At 68.5% G+C, this 19,085-nt stretch carries 16 protein-coding genes and 1 pseudogene; 5 read left to right on the top strand and 12 right to left on the bottom strand.

The features are described 5' to 3' along the window. Positions 1 to 26: 26 nt before the first annotated feature. The 5 genes from T398_RS08555 to T398_RS08535 form a co-directional block, all read right to left on the bottom strand. Positions 27 to 1,310: a tyrosine-type recombinase/integrase gene (locus tag T398_RS08555; protein WP_496445792.1), complete on the bottom strand. Its 1,284-nt coding sequence runs from the start codon at positions 1,308 to 1,310 to the stop codon at positions 27 to 29. Further along, positions 1,300 to 1,497, bottom strand: coding sequence for a helix-turn-helix domain-containing protein (locus T398_RS08550; protein ID WP_018813228.1), 198 nt, complete (start codon positions 1,495 to 1,497; stop codon positions 1,300 to 1,302). The genes T398_RS08555 and T398_RS08550 overlap by 11 nt, the downstream gene beginning before the upstream one ends. Next, positions 1,481 to 2,836: a replication initiator gene (locus T398_RS08545; RefSeq protein ID WP_496437133.1), complete on the bottom strand. Its 1,356-nt coding sequence runs from the start codon at positions 2,834 to 2,836 to the stop codon at positions 1,481 to 1,483. The genes T398_RS08550 and T398_RS08545 overlap by 17 nt, the downstream gene beginning before the upstream one ends. Before the next feature lie 100 nt (positions 2,837 to 2,936). Beyond that, positions 2,937 to 4,274 (bottom strand): FtsK/SpoIIIE domain-containing protein, encoded by a 1,338-nt coding sequence (locus T398_RS08540; RefSeq protein WP_496445825.1) that lies wholly within the window; start codon positions 4,272 to 4,274, stop codon positions 2,937 to 2,939. A gap of 26 nt (positions 4,275 to 4,300) precedes the next feature. Then, entirely contained in the window at positions 4,301 to 4,624 is a 324-nt protein-coding gene (locus T398_RS08535) for a hypothetical protein (protein ID WP_018820671.1), read from the bottom strand. Positions 4,625 to 4,779: 155 nt separating this feature from the next. Here T398_RS08535 and T398_RS08530 point away from each other — a divergent pair, with 155 nt between their 5' ends. Next, positions 4,780 to 5,343 (top strand): GntR family transcriptional regulator, encoded by a 564-nt coding sequence (locus T398_RS08530; RefSeq protein ID WP_029126707.1) that lies wholly within the window; start codon positions 4,780 to 4,782, stop codon positions 5,341 to 5,343. A gap of 1,258 nt (positions 5,344 to 6,601) precedes the next feature. Here the strand turns inward: T398_RS08530 and T398_RS08525 are convergent. Beyond that, positions 6,602 to 7,795 carry a helix-turn-helix domain-containing protein gene (locus T398_RS08525; RefSeq protein WP_018831731.1) on the bottom strand — a complete coding sequence of 398 codons (1,194 nt, stop codon included), beginning with the start codon at positions 7,793 to 7,795 and terminating at the stop codon, positions 6,602 to 6,604. Between the two features lie 180 nt (positions 7,796 to 7,975). On the opposite strand from T398_RS08525, the gene T398_RS08520 reads away from it, so the two are divergent. Next, positions 7,976 to 8,242, top strand: coding sequence for a hypothetical protein (locus T398_RS08520; protein ID WP_016811754.1), 267 nt, complete (start codon positions 7,976 to 7,978; stop codon positions 8,240 to 8,242). A 34-nt stretch (positions 8,243 to 8,276) separates the two neighbouring features. Here T398_RS08520 and T398_RS08515 read toward each other — a convergent pair whose 3' ends face one another. Genes T398_RS08515 through T398_RS08495 form a run of 5 tightly spaced genes read right to left on the bottom strand, consistent with a single transcriptional unit; the run spans position 8,277 to position 12,807 of the window. Next, positions 8,277 to 9,542, bottom strand: a complete 1,266-nt coding sequence (locus tag T398_RS08515) for a tyrosine-type recombinase/integrase (RefSeq protein ID WP_018831732.1) — start codon at positions 9,540 to 9,542, stop codon at positions 8,277 to 8,279. Then, positions 9,532 to 9,723 carry a helix-turn-helix domain-containing protein gene (locus T398_RS08510; RefSeq protein ID WP_018831733.1) on the bottom strand — a complete coding sequence of 64 codons (192 nt, stop codon included), beginning with the start codon at positions 9,721 to 9,723 and terminating at the stop codon, positions 9,532 to 9,534. Before T398_RS08510 ends, T398_RS08515 begins: the two co-directional genes overlap by 11 nt. Continuing rightward, positions 9,720 to 11,027, bottom strand: a complete 1,308-nt coding sequence (locus T398_RS08505) for a replication initiator (RefSeq protein ID WP_496445791.1) — start codon at positions 11,025 to 11,027, stop codon at positions 9,720 to 9,722. The genes T398_RS08510 and T398_RS08505 overlap by 4 nt, the downstream gene beginning before the upstream one ends. Next, positions 11,024 to 12,487, bottom strand: coding sequence for an FtsK/SpoIIIE domain-containing protein (locus tag T398_RS08500; RefSeq protein WP_018831735.1), 1,464 nt, complete (start codon positions 12,485 to 12,487; stop codon positions 11,024 to 11,026). Before T398_RS08500 ends, T398_RS08505 begins: the two co-directional genes overlap by 4 nt. Further along, a complete protein-coding gene (locus tag T398_RS08495) occupies positions 12,484 to 12,807 on the bottom strand; it encodes a hypothetical protein (RefSeq protein ID WP_018831736.1) in 324 nt (107 codons plus the stop codon). Before T398_RS08495 ends, T398_RS08500 begins: the two co-directional genes overlap by 4 nt. 155 nt (positions 12,808 to 12,962) lie before the next feature. Between T398_RS08495 and T398_RS08490 the strand changes: the two genes are divergently transcribed. Beyond that, a complete protein-coding gene (locus T398_RS08490; RefSeq protein ID WP_018831737.1) occupies positions 12,963 to 13,535 on the top strand; it encodes a GntR family transcriptional regulator in 573 nt (190 codons plus the stop codon). A gap of 303 nt (positions 13,536 to 13,838) precedes the next feature. After that, positions 13,839 to 14,219, top strand: a complete 381-nt coding sequence (locus tag T398_RS08485; RefSeq protein WP_496445790.1) for a helix-turn-helix domain-containing protein — start codon at positions 13,839 to 13,841, stop codon at positions 14,217 to 14,219. Positions 14,220 to 14,865: 646 nt separating this feature from the next. Here T398_RS08485 and T398_RS08480 read toward each other — a convergent pair. After that, positions 14,866 to 17,344: pseudogene (locus tag T398_RS08480) on the bottom strand (ricin-type beta-trefoil lectin domain protein); the annotation flags it as partial. An 82-nt stretch (positions 17,345 to 17,426) separates the two neighbouring features. Here T398_RS08480 and T398_RS08475 point away from each other — a divergent pair. After that, entirely contained in the window at positions 17,427 to 19,052 is a 1,626-nt protein-coding gene (locus T398_RS08475) for a phytoene desaturase family protein (protein ID WP_496445789.1), read from the top strand. The last annotated feature ends 33 nt before the right edge of the window (positions 19,053 to 19,085 follow it).

Below are 19,085 nucleotides of genomic sequence, written 5' to 3'. Positions count from 1 at the left end.
CGGGTGGGCCTGTCGGCGACAGGGCCTCAGTTGTCGGTGGGCGGGGTGTCGTCGTCCGGGTCGGTGTCGTCGGGGTGTAGGGCGCGGTTCATGGCTTCGATGGCGTTGCGGTGCAGGCGGGGTCGGACGTGGGCGTAGATGTCGGCGGTGACGTGCAGCCGGGCGTGGCCGAGGAGTTCCTTGATGGTGACGAGTTCGACGCCTTGTTCCAGCAGCAGCGTGGCGCAGGTGTGTCGGAGGTCGTGGAAGCGGATGTAGCGGATCTCGGCGAGGTAGCAGATCGTCTCGTGCTGGCGGTGCACGTTCGCGGGGTCGAGCGGCCCGCCCGTAGTTGAGGCGAACACAAGGTCGAGATCTACCCAGGTGTTACCGGCTTCCTGCCGGTCGATGTCCTGGCGTTGGCGGTAGCGGTTCAGCGAGGTGAGGCAGGCTCGGGGTAGCAGGATCCGCCGTTGTGAGGCTTCGGTCTTGGGTGGTTGGAAGGTCATGCCGCCTTTGGTGCGGGCGAGAGTGCGGCGTACGGACAGGTGTCCGGCGGTCAGGTCGATGTCGGACCATTGCAGGCCGAGGAGTTCGCCGCGTCGCATGCCGGTGCGTAGCGCGAGTTCGAACAGCGGCCCGTGGCGGTGGAACGCGGCAGCGTACAGGTACTTGCGGGCATCGCCGGCGGTGAACGGTTGGTATCGGCTGCGGGCGGGGGTGGGGAGTCGGACCGGGGAGGCGGCGTTGCGGTGCAGCAGTTCCTCTCGTACGGCGTGGGCGAGGGCGGCGGACAGGACCGCGCGGATGTAGCGGACCGTGGCCGGTGTCACCCGGCGTTGGCAGCAGGCGCCGACGGCGCAGCAGCGGGGCCGCCGGTCCTTGCGCGGGTGGTGCGGGTCGCGGCGGGCGTCCCAGCCACGGGCGCAGCACTGGCACACGGTGTGGATGGTGTCGAGGAAGGTGCGGACATCGGTGACGGTCAGCGCGGCGAGCCGGCGGGTTCCGAGGGCGGGGATGAGGAACTGGCGGATGTAGGTGTCGTAGTTGGCGTAGGTGGTGGGCCGTACCCGGTGGACCGCCACGCTGGTGAGCCAGCGGGTGAGGTAGTCGCCGACGGTGAGCGTCGGGTCGGCGGTCGTGGGCAGGCCGCGGTGGGAGTCGGCGAGTTTCACGGCCAGCTTGTCGGCGGCTTCCTTGCGGGTGGCGCCGTAGACGCGGACCCGTCGGCTACTGCCGTCGGCGGTCTGGATGTAGCCGGCGCCTTCCCACCGGCCGTCGGCGCGCTGGTAGACGGTGCCTTCGCCGTTGGCGCGTTTCCTACCGGCCATGTCCGGTCACCTCCCCGCTCAACTCGCGCAGGTAGGCGGCCAGGGCGGTGGTGGGGATGCGGCGGCAGCGGCCGATGCGCACCGATCGGAGTCGTCGGGTGCGGATGAGGTGGTAGACGGTGTGCTTGGACACTTGGAGCCGGTCCATGACCTGGGCGACGGTGAGCAGGTCAGCGGTCACGCCCACCCCCGGGTTCGGCGTAGCGCCAGTCGCCGACGACGAGCACGCCCGCCGGGTCGACGCCGGCCCGCTCGGCATACCGGTCGGCCATCCAGCTACGGCGTTCGGCGCGCAGGGCGGTGAAGGTGGTGGAGTAGGTGCGGGAGGTGGTGGCGAAGTGGCCCCGGAAGCCGAGGGTGTGCGCGTACCGGCGCAGCCGTAGCCGACCGAGGCCGGGGTGGGCGCCCAGCCACCAGCAGGTGTCGACCAGCCGGCGGGCGTGCCCGCTCAGGTGCCGCAGGCTGACGCCGGGTCGCCGGCCGGTCCCGGCGCACCGGTGACACAGCACCGTCGTTGTGGGATTGGTGCCGTGGCCGTCGCAGGCGCGGCAGTAGATCGGCCCGAGGTCGATCCCGACTGCCTCGGCGGCCTTGGTGGCGTACTTCGCCACGTACCGGGCCACCACCGTCTCCGACAGGTCACCGGCGCGGCTGATCGGACGGATGTCGACCTGCCTGCCCCACCGCAACCGCTGAGCTGGCACCCGTCGGCAGGCCGGGATGGTCACCTCGACCCGCTCAACGGCGGCCCGGATGGCGTGTTCGAGCAGGTCGATGCTGGCCCAGCCGGCCGGGGTCGAGGACGGGCCGTCGGCGCCGTCTAGGCGGACGATGGCGTGTAGGTGTACCACTCCCCGGGTCTGGAACTCGGCGACCTTGGCGAACACCACCCGCACCTGCCGGGCCGCCACCACGCGAGGCAGACCGGCTGCGGCGGCCAGGCCACGACGCGTCTCCATGGTCAACCGTGCCCACAGCGGCCCGATGTGCGCGTTGAACAGCACCTGACCGGGGTAGTCGTAGTCGGTCGGGTCCAGGGGTGTGCCGATGACCGGGTCGGCGGCCGGGTGCCACCGGCCGCAGCTACGGCGCACGAGCGTGCGCCGGGTGTGGGGGTGGCAGGGGCGGGGCTGGCCGTGCCGGTCCGGGCCGAGGTGCACCGGCCCGAACGACGGCGCGGTCACCGTGGCGAACAGCCGGGGCCGGTCGGCAACTTGCGCCGGGGTGTCCTTTCCGCCGCGCAGGCCGGCGGCGATCAGGTGGTAGGCGTCCAGCTTGTACAGCGCCGAACAGGCCGGACACACCGACACGCGGCGGCTACGGCACCGCAACCCAACCACCCGGTTGTGTGTGGTGGCCGTGTCGAGGCGGTCGACGATCCTGCCGGTGCCGCGCTCGACGAGCAGACTGCTACCAGCGACGGCGACCGGGTACCGGCACTCGCCAACCCGGTGGGTGAGGTCGGTGGAGGCCGCCACGCGGAGCAGGCCGCCCGGGTCGGCCGGTATGGGGTGGGGTGACATCATCGAGGGTGGTTCCTTCTCACTGCTGGGATAGGGGCTGAACCCGGGCAGCGCGGCGGAGTGTTCTTGGCGGAATGGGCCGCCGCTCTGCCCGGGGAACTCGTCATCGGGGTGCGGCATCGGCCACCGCCTCCCCCGTGGTCAACAGGTACAGCGGGTCGCGGACCAGGTGCGCGGTCGCGGTGGCGATCGCATCGGCGGTCGCGTCCGGCACGTACGGCGTGCGGACCAGAGTGAACCCGGGCCGCCCCTGCGCGACCATCGACGCCACCCCGACATAGGCCGGGTCTTGCAGGCGACGCGGATGCTCATCCGGCGCGGCCGTGATGTCCGAGCCGAGCACAGCCGTGGCCGCTTCCGAGGTGCGCTGTGCGAAGCTGATCGCGACCTGGCAGTTGTCGCGGATCTTCGTCGGGATCGCATCCCCGGTCGCCTTCTGCGTCGCCAGCACGACCTGGATACCGACGTTGCGGCCCTTCCGGATCAGCTCCTCCACCAGCCGGGCCGTCTCCCGTGCCAGGGCATCGAGGCGCTTGGACTGCGTGTCCGTGCCCTTGGTCTCGTTCAGGAACGTGTGCGCCTCATCGATCACCACCATCACAAGGGGCCAGGAGGCGGACGGGCCGACGTGCCACACATTCTTTACCCCGAGCACCGAGCGGATCGCGTGCTGCCGGGCGACCATCAACGCCCGCATCCGGGCCAGATGGTCACGGACCTGCTCCGGGTCGTCTTTCGCCGACAGCCACGCGCGGGTGAACAGATCGTCGTAGTCCGGGCCGCCCTTGCCGTCGATCAGCACGAACTGCACCGCCGGCGATGGGGCGAGCTGGCAGAACCGGGCGTTGAGGAACGACGTCTTGCCGTAACCCGCCAACCCGGCCACCACCACACCGGACACACCAGCCGAGCGAATCGCCACCGGCTGACCGTCGGCGTCCACCCCAGCGACCCACACCATCGGATCCGACCCGGCCTCGGTCGATTCGGTCCAGGTCGCGGGTTCGGTGAGGGGGTCGTGCAGCAGCGCCCGTATCCGGACCAGGCCAGGACGGACCTGCGCCACCCTCACCAGGGGCACCCGCCACACGTCGGCCAGATGCCCGGACGCCTGCGTGAACTCCTCAACACCGAGCCGGCCCACGGTGGAAGCGTCGACGCGCACGCCCCACCGCTCGGCCGCCACCGTCACCGCCGGGATCAGCTCCCGGGTCACGACCGTGCCCGGCGGACGGTTGGACCACCACGGCGGGCGGATCCGCTCGGTCTGGACCAGGCCGACCCGGCGGGCGGTCCGCCCCCACGTGTACTTGACCCGCCACGCGACCCGCAGCACCGGACGGAGCTGCTTGCCTGCCGCCAGGTACCGCACGACGTGTACGCAGAGCCATACGAGTACGGCCAGGGCGGCGACCGCCAGCACGACCGCCGGCACCACCATGACCAAGCCAGCATCAGGGGGATGGATCATCCGGGCTTCACCGCCGTCAACGCCGACGCCCGGAAGATCTGCCAGGCCCGGCCGTTCTTCTCGCCGGTCACGAACGTCAACCCGGACGCCTTGACCATCTGCCCCACGGCCAGGTCCTTCGGCACCGACGGCTGCGGCACCGACACCCGCAATACCTGCGGCTGCCCAGCCTCGACCATCAACGCCAGGTGCACCTCCACCAACGGCGCACCCGTGACCCGATCAGTCGCGGCCACACCATTGGCCTTGTCCTTGAACTGCGGCGCCGGCACAGCCAGCACCAGCAGCATCTGGCTGCCATCAATCGGCAACACCAACATGCGGTATCTCCTCTACTCCGGTCCACGCCACTGCGGCGTGCGTCCCGTGCACATAAGGTGTCACGTGACACCTGTGATGGTCAAGGGTTTTGGGTACACGAGTGTCATGTGACGCCTATCTCGCCCGACCAGCCCATGACGGCTACGATCAGCGCATGGCCCACGACCCAGACGACAAGCGAGCCCTGTTCCAGCAGGTCGTCGACGACATCCTCGACCAGATCCGCGACGGACGCCTCAACCCCAACGACCCACTACCGTCCGCCCGCAAGATGGCCGACCTCTACGGCGTGGCCTCCATGACCGCCCAGCGCGCTCTACGCGAACTGCAACATCGGCGCATCACCTACAGCGTCGCCGGCAAAGGCACCTTCGTCCACCCCGACGCCTTCGACCTTCTACGCGGCGGTGTCCTCCGCGAGCCCATCGACGACCCCGACCTCAGACACCGAGTCGCCGCTTACCTCGCCGACCAGCAAGCCATCACCACCCGCTACCACCACGCCCGCACCACCGACGACAAGAACACCGCCCTACACGACCTGCTACGCCACGCCGACACCAACAACGAACTCATCGACGAAGTGATCAAATACCAAGCCGACCGAGGCAACTTCGCCCAACAGCCCGAACACCTCCGCAGGCCCAGCAACGACGACCAGGCCCCGCCGCCCACCAAGCGCCCCCGCAGCAGCCACAACCGCGCACCAAAGCAGTAAGCCAGCCAGACCAAGGCCCTCGGCCAAGATCCGACTGGCTCAAAACTGCTCTACAGGATCAAGAGCGACCCGGCTACGCCGGGCCGCGCGCACGCGCTCAAGGCCTACGGCCCCGCACGCACGCCCCCACCAATACCGAACCACCAATCACAAGCACCTTCCGGTCTGCCGGCGGCTTGGGCCGTGACGATCCCTTCACCAAACTGTTCTCGACGGGTGGTTCCGGGATCGACGCCGCACCGCTACGCGGCCCGCCAACGCACACCTCATCCATCATCGACATGTGTCGATTGGAGCCGTCGACTGACGGCGACCGTGACGGCAACCCACCCGCACACCTGGGCGCTTCAGCGCACGCCGGCAGCCAGGTATTACCCTGTGTAACGGTGGTCAGAATTATCGATCGCTCTACCGGATCTCATCCTTCCTTCTCTGTCAATCGATTCCGAGCTTCCGCGAGATGACTTTGTCGAGCACTTAGTCGCAACTGACCAGCGCTCGTATAGCCCGCGCCGACTACTGTAACGACTTCCCCAATCGCTGGCCACTCGCGAGGCGAGATTGGCGTGTCTGCGATGAACATACGATCGACCACCCCAGCCTCACCCGACGAAACACGGACCAGCAATCCATACGGAACGTGGCCAATGACCGTTCCCTCAACTATCGCCCACTTCGGCAGTCTGTCGATCACCGTCACCTACCTGACCAGGGGAAACGCTGGAATCGGTTGAACTCACCGAAGAGCTCCTTCGGGATGATGTACTCCAAATGATTTTCAGTTAGTCCCTCGTATACGTCGATTCTACCCGCACTGACGTGGCCGTTTAGCCAATTATTTGGCACCTCTACACGGAACCCAACACCGTGGGTATCTCCATGATTCTGCGCCCATTCCGTCGCCGTTAGATTGTTTCCAAAGTGCGCAGACCCATCCGGGTTATTCCCGGGACTTCCTGGGAAGTGCTCAGGATTGAGCCCGCTATCCAGCTCACTTGAAGCGCGCTCTGCCGGAGATGTTCTATAGACGTTTGTCGTGCCGCAGTTATGGACAAGGACCGGCGTCGTGCCGGCTACCACATAGTACGTGTGGCCTTGCTACGGTGGCTGCGGCGATGTCATGGGTTCGATCTTGGTAGTGAGCTGGGCTTTCGCTCAATCGCCTGTCGGCGGTTCATCGGTTGTGGGCGGTTTTGACAGCAGTCGTGACAGCAACGTGGGGGCACGTCGGGCTGCGCGGGGCGACGGGCTGGGGTGTCTACTCGGTCGGTCGTCTGGTGGTGTTGGCGGGCTTCTTCTGTGTGCGGCGGTTGATGAGGCGGTTGACGGCGGTGATGCGGCGGTGTAGGCGGGTGGAGCCGGCGTCGATGGCGGTGGTGTCGATGCGGTGCAGGACGGCGCGGGCGGCGTCGAGGTTGCCGGTTTTGGCGTGGCCTTCGGCGAGCCAGGTTTGGTAGAGGGCGACTTCGCGGGTGTGGTCGTGGTTGTAGGCGGCGAGTGCTCGGGTGAGTAGGGGTTCGGCGGAGGTTGGGGTGCCGAGTTCGATGAGGCAGCGGGCGGCCATGACGTCGATCTCGGTCTGGTTGAGCCAGTAGACCCATTCGGGTTCGGCGATACCGTCGGAGTGTTGGTCGTAGGCGTCGTTGACGGCGTCGAGGGCGCGGCGGGTGGTATCGGTGTCGCGGGCTCGGGCGGCGGCCCAGGCGAGGCGTTCCAGCAGCAGCGCCCGCACGAGCGGGGTGGCGTGGGGGGTGCCGGTGACGGCGGAGCGGGCGATGAGCAGGGCGTCGTCGCGTTTGCCGATGTTGGTGATCTGGTAGGCGAGGCTGGACAGCAGTTGCGCGCCCAGCGCCCGGTCGCCGGCGGTGTCGGCGGCGGTGACGCCGGATAGGTAGAGGCGTTGGGCGTCGGAGTAGTTGCCGGCGTCGCTGGCGACCCAGCCGGCGAGTTGGGCCAGCTCACCAATCACGGTGTACAGCCGTCTACCGGAGGCGTCGGTGTAGGAGGCGGTGCGGGCGAGGTGTTCGGCTTGGTCGAGTTCGGCGCGGATGACGGGGAGCAGGGTGCGGCTGCCGACGGTGTCGTCCAGGTGGCGGAGTTCGATAACCCGGGCTTCCAACGTTCGGATCAGGGTTGCGCCGATGCGGCGGCCGACGCGTAGGCAGCCGGTGGCGGGTGGGTTGTCCAGGAGCCATTCGTGGGTGCGGCGGACTGGGTCGGCTGGGGTGCCGATCGGTACACCGAGGGCATGTTCGTAGCGTTCAACGATGTCGGGAGTGGCCTGGCGGCGGCCGGTCTCGACGAGGCTGAGGTAGGGCTTGCTGAAGTGGGTGAGCGCGGCCATGCCGGCGAGGCTGTGTCCGGCGGCCTCGCGGGCGGCTCGCAGGTGGGCGCCGAGGTCGGCGGGGGTGTCTGTAGACGGGGGAAAACCCTCGCCTGCTTCCATGGTCATCTGTCTCCCCTGATCCTGGTGGCAGGCCCAGCGGGGACGTGCATCGAGTCCGAACCTGGCTGGCGCCCGTTTCGGGAGGGCCGGGACCAGGGGTTTGGCGATCGGCACTCGCCTCGACCCCAGTGTCGCGGCCCCGGTCCTCCCACCGTAGCCCACGACGCCGCTGAAAGGGTGCCAGCGATGACGATGCATCTACCAGTTCGTCCGGTATGGACGTGTGCCGGGTGCGGGCAGGTATGGCCGTGCCTGACCCGCAAACGTCAACTGTTGGCTGAGTTCGCCGGCGCGCGGGTATCGCTGATGCTCTACCTCACCCAGTTCTTTGTCGAGGCGTGCGTGGACATGCCCACCACTACCACGGGAACGCTGTATCACCGGTTCTTCGCCTGGCCCTACGAACCAACCGACGCCCCGCCAGGTAGAAAGGGCGCCCCGCCGGGGTGGTAATCCCGGCGGGGCGTGTGCTGTCGGTTGGTGGGGTTCAGTTGTCGGAGTTGGTGTCGTCGTCGGGTTGGTCGGCTTGTAGTGCCTGGTTCATGGACTCGACGGCGTGGCGTTGCAGGCGGAGCCGGACGTGGGAGTAGATGTCGGCGGTGGTGTGGATCTGCGCGTGGCCGAGCAGGTCCTTGATCGTCACCAGGTCCACGCCCTGTTCGAGCAGCAGCGTGGCGCAGGTGTGTCGCAGGTCGTGGAAGCGGATGTAGCGGACGTCGGCGAGTTCGCAGATGGCTTGGTGGTGGCGGTGCACTGCGGCCGGGTCCATCGGCCGGCTGGTGCTGGTGGTGAACACGAGCCCAGTTTCGGTCCACCCGTCGGCCTCGCGTCGATCGGTGTCCTGCCGCCTGCGGTAGCGCTTGAGCGCGGTTACGCAGTCGCGGGGTAGGACGATGCGTCGTGCGGAGCGGTGGGTCTTGACTGGTTGGAAGGTGGGGGCGCCTCGGGTGCGGGCGAGGGTGCGCCGTACGTACAGGTGGCCGGTGTCGAGGTCGATGTCGTCCCAGCGCAGGCCGAGCAGTTCGCCTCGGCGTAGTCCGGTGCGTAGGGCCAGTTCGAACAGGGGTCCGTGGCGGTGGTAGGCGGCGGCGAGGAGGTAGCGGCGGGCCTCGCCGGCGGTGAATGGTTGGAAGTCGCTGCGCGGGGTGGGTAGTCGTACCGGGCTGGCGACGTTGCGGCCGAGGAGGTCTTCGCGGACGCCGTCTGCGAGGGCGGCCGACAGGACTGCCCGGATGTAGCGGACGGTGGCCGGGCGGATGTGTTTGCGGCAGCAGTTGCCGATGGCGCAGCAGCGCGGCCGGCGGGCCTTGACCGGGTGGTTCGGGTTCCGTTTGGCGTCCCAGCCCTGCGCGCAGCACTGGCACACGCTTGGCAGCCGGTCGAGGAAGGTTCGCACGTCCCGGACGGTCAGGGTGCCGAGTTTCCGTGCGCCGAGGCCGGGGATTAGGAACCGGCGGACCAGGGATTCGTACGTGACGTACGTCGTGGCGCGGAGCCGGTGCCGGGCGACGCCGGTCAGCCACGCGGTCAGGTAATCGCCGACGGTGAGGTTCGGGTCGGCGGCCACGACCAGGCCCCGGTTCGAGTCGGCCAGTTTCTCGGCGAGCTTGTCGGCCGCCTGCCGGCGGGTGGCGGCGTAGACGTAGATGCGCTTGCGGGTGCCGTCGGCGGTGAGGACGTAGCCGGCGCCGCACCAGCGGCCGTCGGCGCGTTGGAAGATGGTGCCTTCGCCGTTGGCCTTTCTACCGGCCATGGTCGGCCTCCTTGGTCAGTGAGTCGAGGTAGCCGGCAAGGGAGCGGGCGGGAATGCGGCGGCAGCGGCCGATGCGGACCGAATGCAGCCGGCGGGAGCGGATGAGGTCGTAGACGGTGTGCCGGCCGACTTGCAGCCGGGCCATCACGTCGGAGACGGTCAACAGGTCGGGACTGCTCACATGCCCTCCCCGAGTGGGCCGGTGTAGCGCCAGTCCCCGACGGTGAGAAGATCGGTGGCCGGGTCGACGCCGATAGCTTCGGCGTGGCGGGTCAGCCGCCACCGGCGCCGTTCATCGCGTAGCGCGGCGAAGGTGGTCGAGTAGGCCAGTGACTTGCTGGTGACGTGGCCTCGGTAGCCGAGTTGGTGCGCCCACCGGCGCAACCGCAGCCCTCGCAGCTCGGGCAGTCCGCCGAGCCGCCAGCAGGTCTCCACCAACATCCGCCCGTGCGCGGGGAGCTGGTCGAGGCTGACGCCGGGACGTCGGCCGGTGCCCGAGCACACCCGACACCAGCGGCGAGCCCCATCGGCGGGGTGCAGGCCGTCGCCTCGGCACGCGCGGCAGAACAGCGGTGGCACGTCAACGCCGACGGCCTCGGCGGTCTTCGTGGCGTACTTCGCCACGTACCGGGCCACCACCACGTCACCGGAGGGCAGCGGCTGGATGTCGACCTGCCGGCCCCAGCGCAACACACGCCCGCCCACGACTGCTGTCGCTGGTGTGGTGACGGCGACGACCGGGACCGCCCGGCGGATCGCGGTTTCCAGCAGGTGGCTGGTCGCCCAGGTCGGCGGCGGCGTAGGCAGGCCGTCCGGTCCGTCGAGCCTGACGATCGCGTGGAAGTGGACCACTCCCCGCGCCTGGAACTCGGCGACCTTGGCGAAGGCCACCCGCACCTGCCGGGCAGCCTGCCGCCGGGACAGACCCGCTACAGCCGCGAGCGTGCGGCGTGCCTCGGTGGTGAACCGCGCCCACAGCATCCCGGCGTGAGCGTTGAACAACACCTGCCCCGGATAGTCATAGCCGTCCGGGTCCAACGGGGTGCCGATCAGCGGGTCGCCCGGCAGGTGCCACCGGCCGCACCCGGATTCGTCGGGGTGACAGGGGCGAAGGACGCTGTGCCGGGCGGGGCCGAGGTGTACCGGCCCGAACGACAGCGCGGTCACCGTTACGAACACCCGCGGCCGGGCCACGGTGGTGGGCTCGTCACGGAGCCCGCCGGCGATCAGGTGGAAGGCGTCGAGCTTGTACAGCGTCGAGCACGCCGGACACCGCGCGGCACGCCGGTTACGGCACCGCACCGTGATCGTCTGCTGGTCGCCGGTGTCGGCGAGGACACGGCCGGTGCCGGCCTCGACCAGCAGACCACGCCCGGTCAACCGGATCGGATGCCGGCACACACCGACCCGTCCCTCCACCTCGTGAGCGGCGGCGATGCGGAGCAGGGCGTCGAGGTCGACGCGGTGAGGGGTGGATGGCATCATCGGCGCAGTTCCTCTCCACTTGTGGGAGGGCTGCTTGCGGGGAGAGCGGCGGGGTGTTCTTGGCGGAATGAGCCGCCGCCCTCCCTGTCCTGACCGCCGGGACGGTCCGCCCTGGCAGCATCGGCGAGCAGCCGCAGGGGGTCACGGACCAGGTGGGCGGTGTCCGCGGCGATCCGGTCAGCGGTGGCGTCACTGACGTACGGGGTGCGGACCAGCGTGAACCCGGGCCGGCCTTCGGCCACCATCGACGCAACCCCGATGTAGGCGGGGTCCTGCAACCGGCGCGGATGCTCATCCGGGAAGCCGGTGATGTCCGAGCCGAGCACCGCCGTGGCCGCCTCGCTGGTGCGCTGCGCGAAGCTGACCGCTACCTGGCAGTTGTCCCGGATCTTCGTCGGGATCGCATCCCCGGTCGCCTTCTGCGTCGCCAGGATCACCTGGATACCGACGTTGCGGCCCTTGCGCACCAGCTCCTCCACCAGCCGGGCCGTCTGCCGCGCCAGCGCATCGCGTTTCTTCGACTCGGCGTCGGTGCCCTTGGACTCGTTGAAGAACGTGTGCGCCTCATCGATCACCACCACGACCAGGGGCCAGGTGGCGGACGGGCCGAGATGCCACACGTTCTTCACCCCGAGCACCGCCCGGATACACCGCTGACGGCCCGTCATCAGCTCATGCACCCGCACCAGATGATCACGGACCTGCTCCGGATCGTCCTTCGCCGACAGCCACGCCCGGCGGAACAGCTCGTCGTAGTCCGGGCCGCCCTTGCCGTCGATCAACACGAACTGCACCGCCGGCGACGGGGCGAGCTGACAGAACCGGGCGTTCAACAGCGAGGTCTTGCCGAAGCCCGCCAGCCCCGCGACCACCACCCCGGACACCCCGGAGGAGCGGATGGTGACCGGCTGGCTGTCGGCGTCGATACCCGCCGACCACGTCTCCAGGTGGTCGGCGGTCGTGGTCTGCCCGTCCCAGGCGGTCGGTTGGGTGAGCGGGTCGACCAGCAGCGCCCGCAGCCGGACCAGACCGGGACGGACCTGCGCTACCCGTACCTGCGGCACGCGCCACGCGTCGGCGAGATGCCCGGCGGCATGCTGGAACTCGACCAGGCCGAGCCGGCCGACCGTGGAGGCGTCGACCTCGACACCCCACCGCCGCGCCCGCACCCGGACCGCCGGAACCAACTCCCGCCGCACCACCACCGTCTGGGGCCGGGACGACCACGACGGCGGACGGACGTGTTCGGTCTGGATCAGGCCCACCCGCACGGCGGTACGCCGCCACGTGTATCGGATCCGCCAGCCGACGCGTATCGCGGGCCGAATCTCGGCGTCTGCCAGCAGATACCGCACCACATGGGCGGCCAGCCACGCCGTCGCCACGACAGCCGCCACGCCCAGCAGCACGGCGGGAACCATGGTGAGCAGCCTCAGATGAGTCGAATCGATCGTCGTCATCCAGGCTTCACCGCCGTCAACGCCGACGCGCGGAAGATCTGCCACGGCCGGCCGTTCTTCTCCCCCGCCACCAACGTCAGCCCGGACGCCTTCACCCACTGGCCGACCGCGAGGTCCTTCGGCACCGACGGCTGCGGCACCGACACCCGCAACACCTGCGGGATCCCACCGTCGGCCGTCAACGCCAGGGGCACCTCCACCAACGGCGCACCCGTAGCGCGGTCCGTGGCGGCAACCCCGTTCTCCTTGTCCTTGAACTGCGGTGTCGCCCCAGCGAGCACCAGCAGTCCCCTACCACCGTCAATCGGCAGTACCAACACGAGCGTTCTCCTTCGATCGCCCACCACACCCCAACGGCACGGTTACTAGGCTTCCTAAGCTTCACGTGACAATCGTGATCTAGTCAAGGGGTTTGACCCAGGAATCTTGGGTAGCCCGTGTAGCTCAATCAGGACAGGACGACTACGATCAGCACATGCCGCACGACGCCGACGACCGACGCGCCCTGTTCCAACGGGTCGTCGACGACATCGTCGACCAGATCCGCACCGGCAAACTCGCCCCCGGCGACGTACTCCCCACCGCCCGGCGCATGGCCGACACCTACAGCGTCGCCTCCATGACCGCCCAACGCGCCCTACGGGAGCTGCAACACCGCGGCCTCACCTACGCCGTCGTCGGCAAAGGCACCTTCGTCCACCCCCAGGCACCCGAACGCATCGGCACCGACGCCGACGGCCGACCCATCGCCGCGACCACCCAGACACCGGTCATCAGCGACAACCCAGCACTCAACCGGCGCCTCGCCCTCTACCTACTCGAACGCGACCGCATCAGCGGCAAGATCGTCGACGCCTTCATGAACAAGGACACCGCCGCCGCCTGGCAAGCCACCGAAGAACTCGCCACCCTCCAACAAGCACACACCGACCTCGCCGACGACCTCGCTGCCTACGAAGCCAACCTCGGACGAGCCGCCGCCAGCGAAGCGCCCGAGCCCGCCGAGCCGCCGACACCGAAGAAGGCACGCCGCAACCCCAAGGCGTAGCCCAGCAGCCCGCCACCGACGGAGCCACTGGGCTAAGAATTGCTTCACCTAATCAAGACGGCCCGGCAGAGCCGGGCCGCGCGCACGCGCTACAGCCGTTCCGGCCCCGCGCGCACGCCCGCCAGCACCGAGCGATCAACCACGAACACCTACCATCGACAGCCCTGCATGTGCTTGATCAGCTGACATCAGCCGTGACAGCAACCGACGCGCACTGCCGTGACCTTCGGCGCCCAACTTCGCGCCTCGACTGCGCTCCCGGCTGGGACGCAGGTGGCCGTTCAACCGGTATAGAATTCTGCAATGAGCGCCGACTTCGCTAGGGTTCTTCGAGGGCTTATGCAGAACCGCCGACTATCAGCAAGAATCGTCAGCCGAGCCTCCGGGCGGGCCGAGTCGACCGTCAATCAACTGCTTACAGGTAAGCTTCAACCGACGCCCCAGATCCTTCGGGACATCGCGCCTGCTTTGCAGTTGAATGTCGATGATCTACTTGTCATTGCAGACTTGCCTATAGATTCTGAAACGGCTGCGCAAGAGCCGTACCCCGCCACCACGGAGATTGGTCAACTGGTTGCCGCCGCCAGCTTCCTAACTCCCACACAAGTAAAGCTGCTAGTCCAATCCGCTAGGACCTTTAGGGACGGAAATCAGGAAGAGCCCGGGAAACCTATTAGAGGTTAAAATTGCGCCTGACCGGCTGAGCGCGAAAAGCATGAACCAAACTCCCGCGTGCGTCCCGATCGCCGAACCCTTCCAGTTTATGGCACCAAGCAATTTGCGAGTGTCGCGTTCGTTTACGCCCGCCCATCAGGCAATACGGGACGCGACAAGCTGGCCTGTTGGCCGAGAAATGCTGTCGCTATAGCCTGCGGGGTCAACGATGCATAGCTCTGCATGCAATCAAGTGACCCCGCAGACGTCTAGCCGGGCACAACCACGCTAACGGTTAGCTGAATTCGAACGGATCCCAGCGGGCACCGCTAAGGTTGAAGCCACTTCGACCTAAGGAATCGCGTATAACGCCTTGGGTAGCTGCACTTGGCCGATAGTGACCTGAGAAGTTGTCGAATCGAGTGATCGCTCCACCCGGGCCCACATCGAAAGTACCCGCCGCCAGTACACCCTTACCGCGCGAGAGGCTTGTATGACCAGCTCCTGGCGCGGTTTCCCAGATGCTTTCATGGAAGGTCCGAACTGACTTATCTGGCATGACCACGAAGTGGTAGTTACCCTCCGTCAAATTCGCACCGTTCCTCGTCCATGAGTTCATGGGAATCCAGTCTTGAGGACTGTCATCCGCACCATTTCGACCAGGATGCAGGAGACCGTCACCGCAGTTGTGGACGAGGACCGGCGTGTTGCCGGCTAGCACATAGTACGTGTGGATGTTGGCGACGGTGAGGTTGTAGACCGTGGCCTGCGGGACGTCCCAGCGCTCGATCGCGGTGATCTGCACGTACGTGCCGGAGCTGGTCCGCAGCCACTGACCGGCACGCAGGTCGGTGGCGTCGATCCACTCGCCCAGCTCCGGCACCCAGAACGGGTGGCCATCGGTCGCGGTGATCTCGGCGGTCTCCGAACCATGGTCGCCATCGGTATCGATGGCGACCTTCACCAGCTTCTTGACACCGTCACCCTTGATGGCCGCGGTGACCGTCTCGGCCACGGTCTCACCCGTCTCCGGGTCAGTGACCAGGACCTCATCACCCGGCTGTACATCCTCCACCGGCTTGGTGGAGCCGTCCGCCATCAGGACCCTGGTGCCAGGGACGAAGCTGTTGTCAGGAGTCTTACAGGAGGCACCGCTTGAGCCGCCGTTGTTCCGCGCCGTCGCGCCGGATTTCCCACCGCCCTTGGAGTCACCCTTACCGGCGCCACCACCGGACTTGCCGGACTTGCCGGCACCACTGGAGGCAGCCGACGACCCCTTCGGATTGGACTTCGCCTGGGCGTTTTTCTGAACCGAGTTGCCCGTCTTCTTCGTGGCGTTGACTGCCTTATTGCTCGTTGTTTGCGCCTTTTCGGCGGCTTTTTTCTTCGCGGCCTGGGCAGCCTTCTTAGCCTTTTCGATGGCCAACTTCTTGGCGTTCAGCGCCGCCGCCTCCGCTGCCTTGGCAGCGCGTAGCACCCCTTCGGCAGCACGCTTCGCCGTACGCCATGCCTGAATCGCAGAGAACGTCCGTTGAACGGCCCCCTTAACCTTTCTAAGCTTGAGGATCTTTCCGAACGGAACCGCTCCGATAATGAGGCTGCCGCACGCCCACATGTCACCGCCGAAGCAGTTCATGGCGTCGTTGATGCCGATGAACTCTTTCAGGACGCCCCAGGCCGCGCTGAGAATCACCGAAGTCAACGAACGGTTCATGTCGGACTGAGCCTGGGCGACCTGCGCCGCCGACAGGCCCGCGCCCGCGAGCGCCGCCGCCTTCTCCGAGGCGGTCAACGACACCGACAGGCCGGTCGGGTCCGAGTGCGTCACCGGGTTGTTGTGGGCGTAGGCGTAGCCGTTGGACTGCATCGGGTCCGCGATGTCCAGCACCGGGTCGGCGGAGAGGAACCGGCCCACCACCGGGTCGTAGAGCCGCGCGCCGAGCGGGGTGAAGCCGGAGGCGTCGTCCCGCTGGGCACCGAGGAACCCGGTGTGGGTCTGCATGTTCACGCCCAGAGGCGCGGCGCCACGCTGGTTGCCGAACGGGTCCTGCTTGCGGATCCGCACCGACATTGCATCGTGGAGGCCTAGTTCACCGTGGAGGGCGACCTCGGCATACGGGCTGCCCTGGTGGTCACCAGCGAGGGCGACCAGCGCGGAACCGCTGAACTGGTAGGCAAACCGCGTTACCACCCCGCCCGGCGTCGGGTACGAACGCTGGGCGTTGACCTGGATCCCGGCCCGGCGCACGGTCAGCACCGACTCGCCGAGGTGCAGCGTCGCCTGCTGGCCCTGGATGGCTAGCAGACGGCTGCCGCCAGGCCCCATAGATGTGCCGGGTCTCGTTCTGCGCCTCCCACAGCTGCGCGGCGGAGTCCGCGTCGCAGGCCACGAGCACCAGCGGGGTGTGGTCGTCGGTGGCCTCGTCCTTCACGGCGAGGCACAGGCCGGAGGCGACGTGCTTGAGCTGCCCGGTGGAGAGGCGCTCCAGGTGCTGTTCGGTCGACCCGGAGCACTCCTGCGTGGCGATGGCTGATCCGGGGGTGTCGCCGGCGGGCTGGACGCACCAGTCGTCGTACACGGACAGGGTGCCCAGGTTCGGGTCGGCCTGATCAGGTACGGGGGCGAAGTTCCACTTCTGCGCGACCGTGTCATTGCACGGGTACAGCTGAACCGCCTCACCCGGGGTGGCCTGGTTGAGGTCCAGACACTTGTCGGCCAACCCGACGTAGGCGGTCTTGCCCCGGCTGCCCGCGCCGGTGATCCGGTCGACCTTGCCGTCGTAGGTCCAGGAGAGCACCTGCCCGTACGGCGAGTAGACGGTTTCGGCGCCGTACCAGTCCTTGCCCGACACCGACAGGGGCAGCCCGTCCCTGGTGTAGCGGGTCAGCAGCTTCTCAGCGGGGAGAGCTCCGACGGCCGGCAGCATGGTCGACTCGGGCAGACCGGTGTCGGTGTACGTGCAGTCGTACCGGTAGGAGGTTTTCAGGCCCCAGGTGTCGGCGATGGGCTCGGGCAGCGTCAGGGTGGTGGAGGTGGGCTGGTAGTCGTCGGTGTACCCACCGATCGCCTGGGTGTACGCCAGTCCGTCGGTGTAGCGGGTGGCGGTCGCCGGCAGGCCCTTGCCGCCCGGGGCGCTGTCGTAGGTGTAGGCGGAGCGCCCCATCCCAAACCCCGCACCCCCACCACACGCGGTGCCGGGGGTGGCCCAGGAACAGATCGACCGTTATCTTCGCTGCATGGACCGGCAGGCGACCTCGACGTTGCGGGACCGACAGCAGACCAAGCTCCCGCGGCGGGTGGATGTCGCCGTCGTCGGCGCCGGGCACAACGGGCTGGTGTCGGCGATCCTGCTGGCCCGGGCCGGGCTGGACGTGCTGGTGCTGGAGGCGGCCGACGTGGTCGGCGGCGCGGCCCGCACCGAGACACCGTTCCCGAAGCTGCCGGGGCTGCGCCACTCCACCGGGTCGTACCTGCTCGGGCTGATGCCCCCGGAGCTACTCGCCCGGCTCGACGTCCGCATCCCGGTGCTGCGGCGCGACCCGCACTATTTCCTGCCCACCCCGGGCGGGCCCGGCTCGCCGTACCTGCTCTTCGGCGGTGACCCGGCCGCGACCCGGCGGCAGTTCGCCGAGTTCTTCTCCCCCGCCGATGTCGCCGCCGACGCCGCGCTCCAGGCCGAGCTGGCGGCGCTGCGCGCGGACCTGGCGCCGGCCTGGCTGGCCGAACCGCTGCCGGTCGAGGAGACCGCCGAACGGTACCTCCGGCCGGCGCTGCGCCAGATCTTCGTCGACCTCGTTCGCGGCTCGGTCGTCGACTACCTGGCCCGCTTCGACTTCCACTCCGAGCTGCTGGTCAGCATGTACGCGGTGACCGACGGCCTCTCCGGAGTCAACGCCGGCCCGGACGACCCTGGCACCGGGCACAACTTTCTGGTCCACAACATGTGCCGACTTCCTGGCTCCGACGGCACCTGGATGATCGCCAAGGGGGGCATGGGCACCGTCTCCCGGACCTTCGCCGACGCCGCGCGGGCCGCCGGCGCGACCATCCGCACCGGTACGCCGGTCGACGCGATCACCCTCGACAGGGGTGCCGCCTCCGGTGTCCGGCTCGCCGACGGGCAGAGCGTTGCCGCGTCCGTGGTGCTGGGGGCCTGCGACCCGTACCGGCTGATGGAGCTGCTCCCCGACGGCGCGCTGCCGGCGTCGCTGACCGACCGGATGACGGCGGTCCGCCGCCCCGGCACCACGCTCAAGCTCAACCTGGCGCTGACCGGGTTGCCGCGCTTCTCCTGCCTGCCGGAAGGCGCCCCCAGCCCGTTCGGGTCCACCATCCACCTGCTGCCCGGCTCCGACCCCGGCGCCACTCGGGACACGCCGCTGGCGGGGCTACGCGCGATGTGGGCCGACGTGCGGGCCGGCCGGCTGCCACCGGAGCCGACGATCGAGTGGTACCTGCACACCACCGTCGACCCGACGCTCTCCGACGCTGCCGGGCACCACTCGTCGGCGCTCTTCGTGCAGTCGGTGCCGTACGAGTTGGCGGGCCGCACCTGGGAAGAGGCGCTACCGGGGTACGTGGCGCGGCTGGTGGCGATCTGCGAGCGGTACGCCCCGGGCACCGGGGCCCTGATCGCCGACGCGGTACCGCTGGCCCCACCCGGCATCGAGGCGCACTTCGGCATCACCGGTGGGCACATCCACCACGTGGACAACACGGTCTCGTTCACCGACCGGATGCCGTACGCCACCGGGGTCGACGGCGTGTACGCGGGCAGCGCCGGCTGTCACCCCGCGGGCAGTGTCATCGGTGCCTCCGGGCACAACGCCGCCCGGCGCATCCTCACCGACCTCGGTCGGTGAGGATGCGCCGGGCGGAACAGCCGCCGCACGGCC

It is taken from the genome of Salinispora goodfellowii (assembly GCF_059570675.1).
The sequence above is the reverse complement of the archived record's forward strand: the minus strand, read 5'-3'. Positions and strand labels throughout refer to the sequence as shown.

Coding starts and splice junctions, on each gene's coding strand:
- T398_RS08555 (WP_496445792.1), bottom strand. CDS start 1,310: ATGGCCGGTAGGAAACGCGCCAACGGCGAAGGCACCGTCTACCAGCGC.
- T398_RS08545 (WP_496437133.1), bottom strand. CDS start 2,836: ATGATGTCACCCCACCCCATACCGGCCGACCCGGGCGGCCTGCTCCGC.
- T398_RS08540 (WP_496445825.1), bottom strand. CDS start 4,274: ATGGTGGTGCCGGCGGTCGTGCTGGCGGTCGCCGCCCTGGCCGTACTC.
- T398_RS08535 (WP_018820671.1), bottom strand. CDS start 4,624: ATGTTGGTGTTGCCGATTGATGGCAGCCAGATGCTGCTGGTGCTGGCT.
- T398_RS08530 (WP_029126707.1), top strand. CDS start 4,780: ATGGCCCACGACCCAGACGACAAGCGAGCCCTGTTCCAGCAGGTCGTC.
- T398_RS08525 (WP_018831731.1), bottom strand. CDS start 7,795: ATGACCATGGAAGCAGGCGAGGGTTTTCCCCCGTCTACAGACACCCCC.
- T398_RS08520 (WP_016811754.1), top strand. CDS start 7,976: ATGACGATGCATCTACCAGTTCGTCCGGTATGGACGTGTGCCGGGTGC.
- T398_RS08515 (WP_018831732.1), bottom strand. CDS start 9,542: ATGGCCGGTAGAAAGGCCAACGGCGAAGGCACCATCTTCCAACGCGCC.
- T398_RS08505 (WP_496445791.1), bottom strand. CDS start 11,027: ATGATGCCATCCACCCCTCACCGCGTCGACCTCGACGCCCTGCTCCGC.
- T398_RS08500 (WP_018831735.1), bottom strand. CDS start 12,487: ATGACGACGATCGATTCGACTCATCTGAGGCTGCTCACCATGGTTCCC.
- T398_RS08490 (WP_018831737.1), top strand. CDS start 12,963: ATGCCGCACGACGCCGACGACCGACGCGCCCTGTTCCAACGGGTCGTC.
- T398_RS08485 (WP_496445790.1), top strand. CDS start 13,839: ATGAGCGCCGACTTCGCTAGGGTTCTTCGAGGGCTTATGCAGAACCGC.
- T398_RS08475 (WP_496445789.1), top strand. CDS start 17,427: ATGGACCGGCAGGCGACCTCGACGTTGCGGGACCGACAGCAGACCAAG.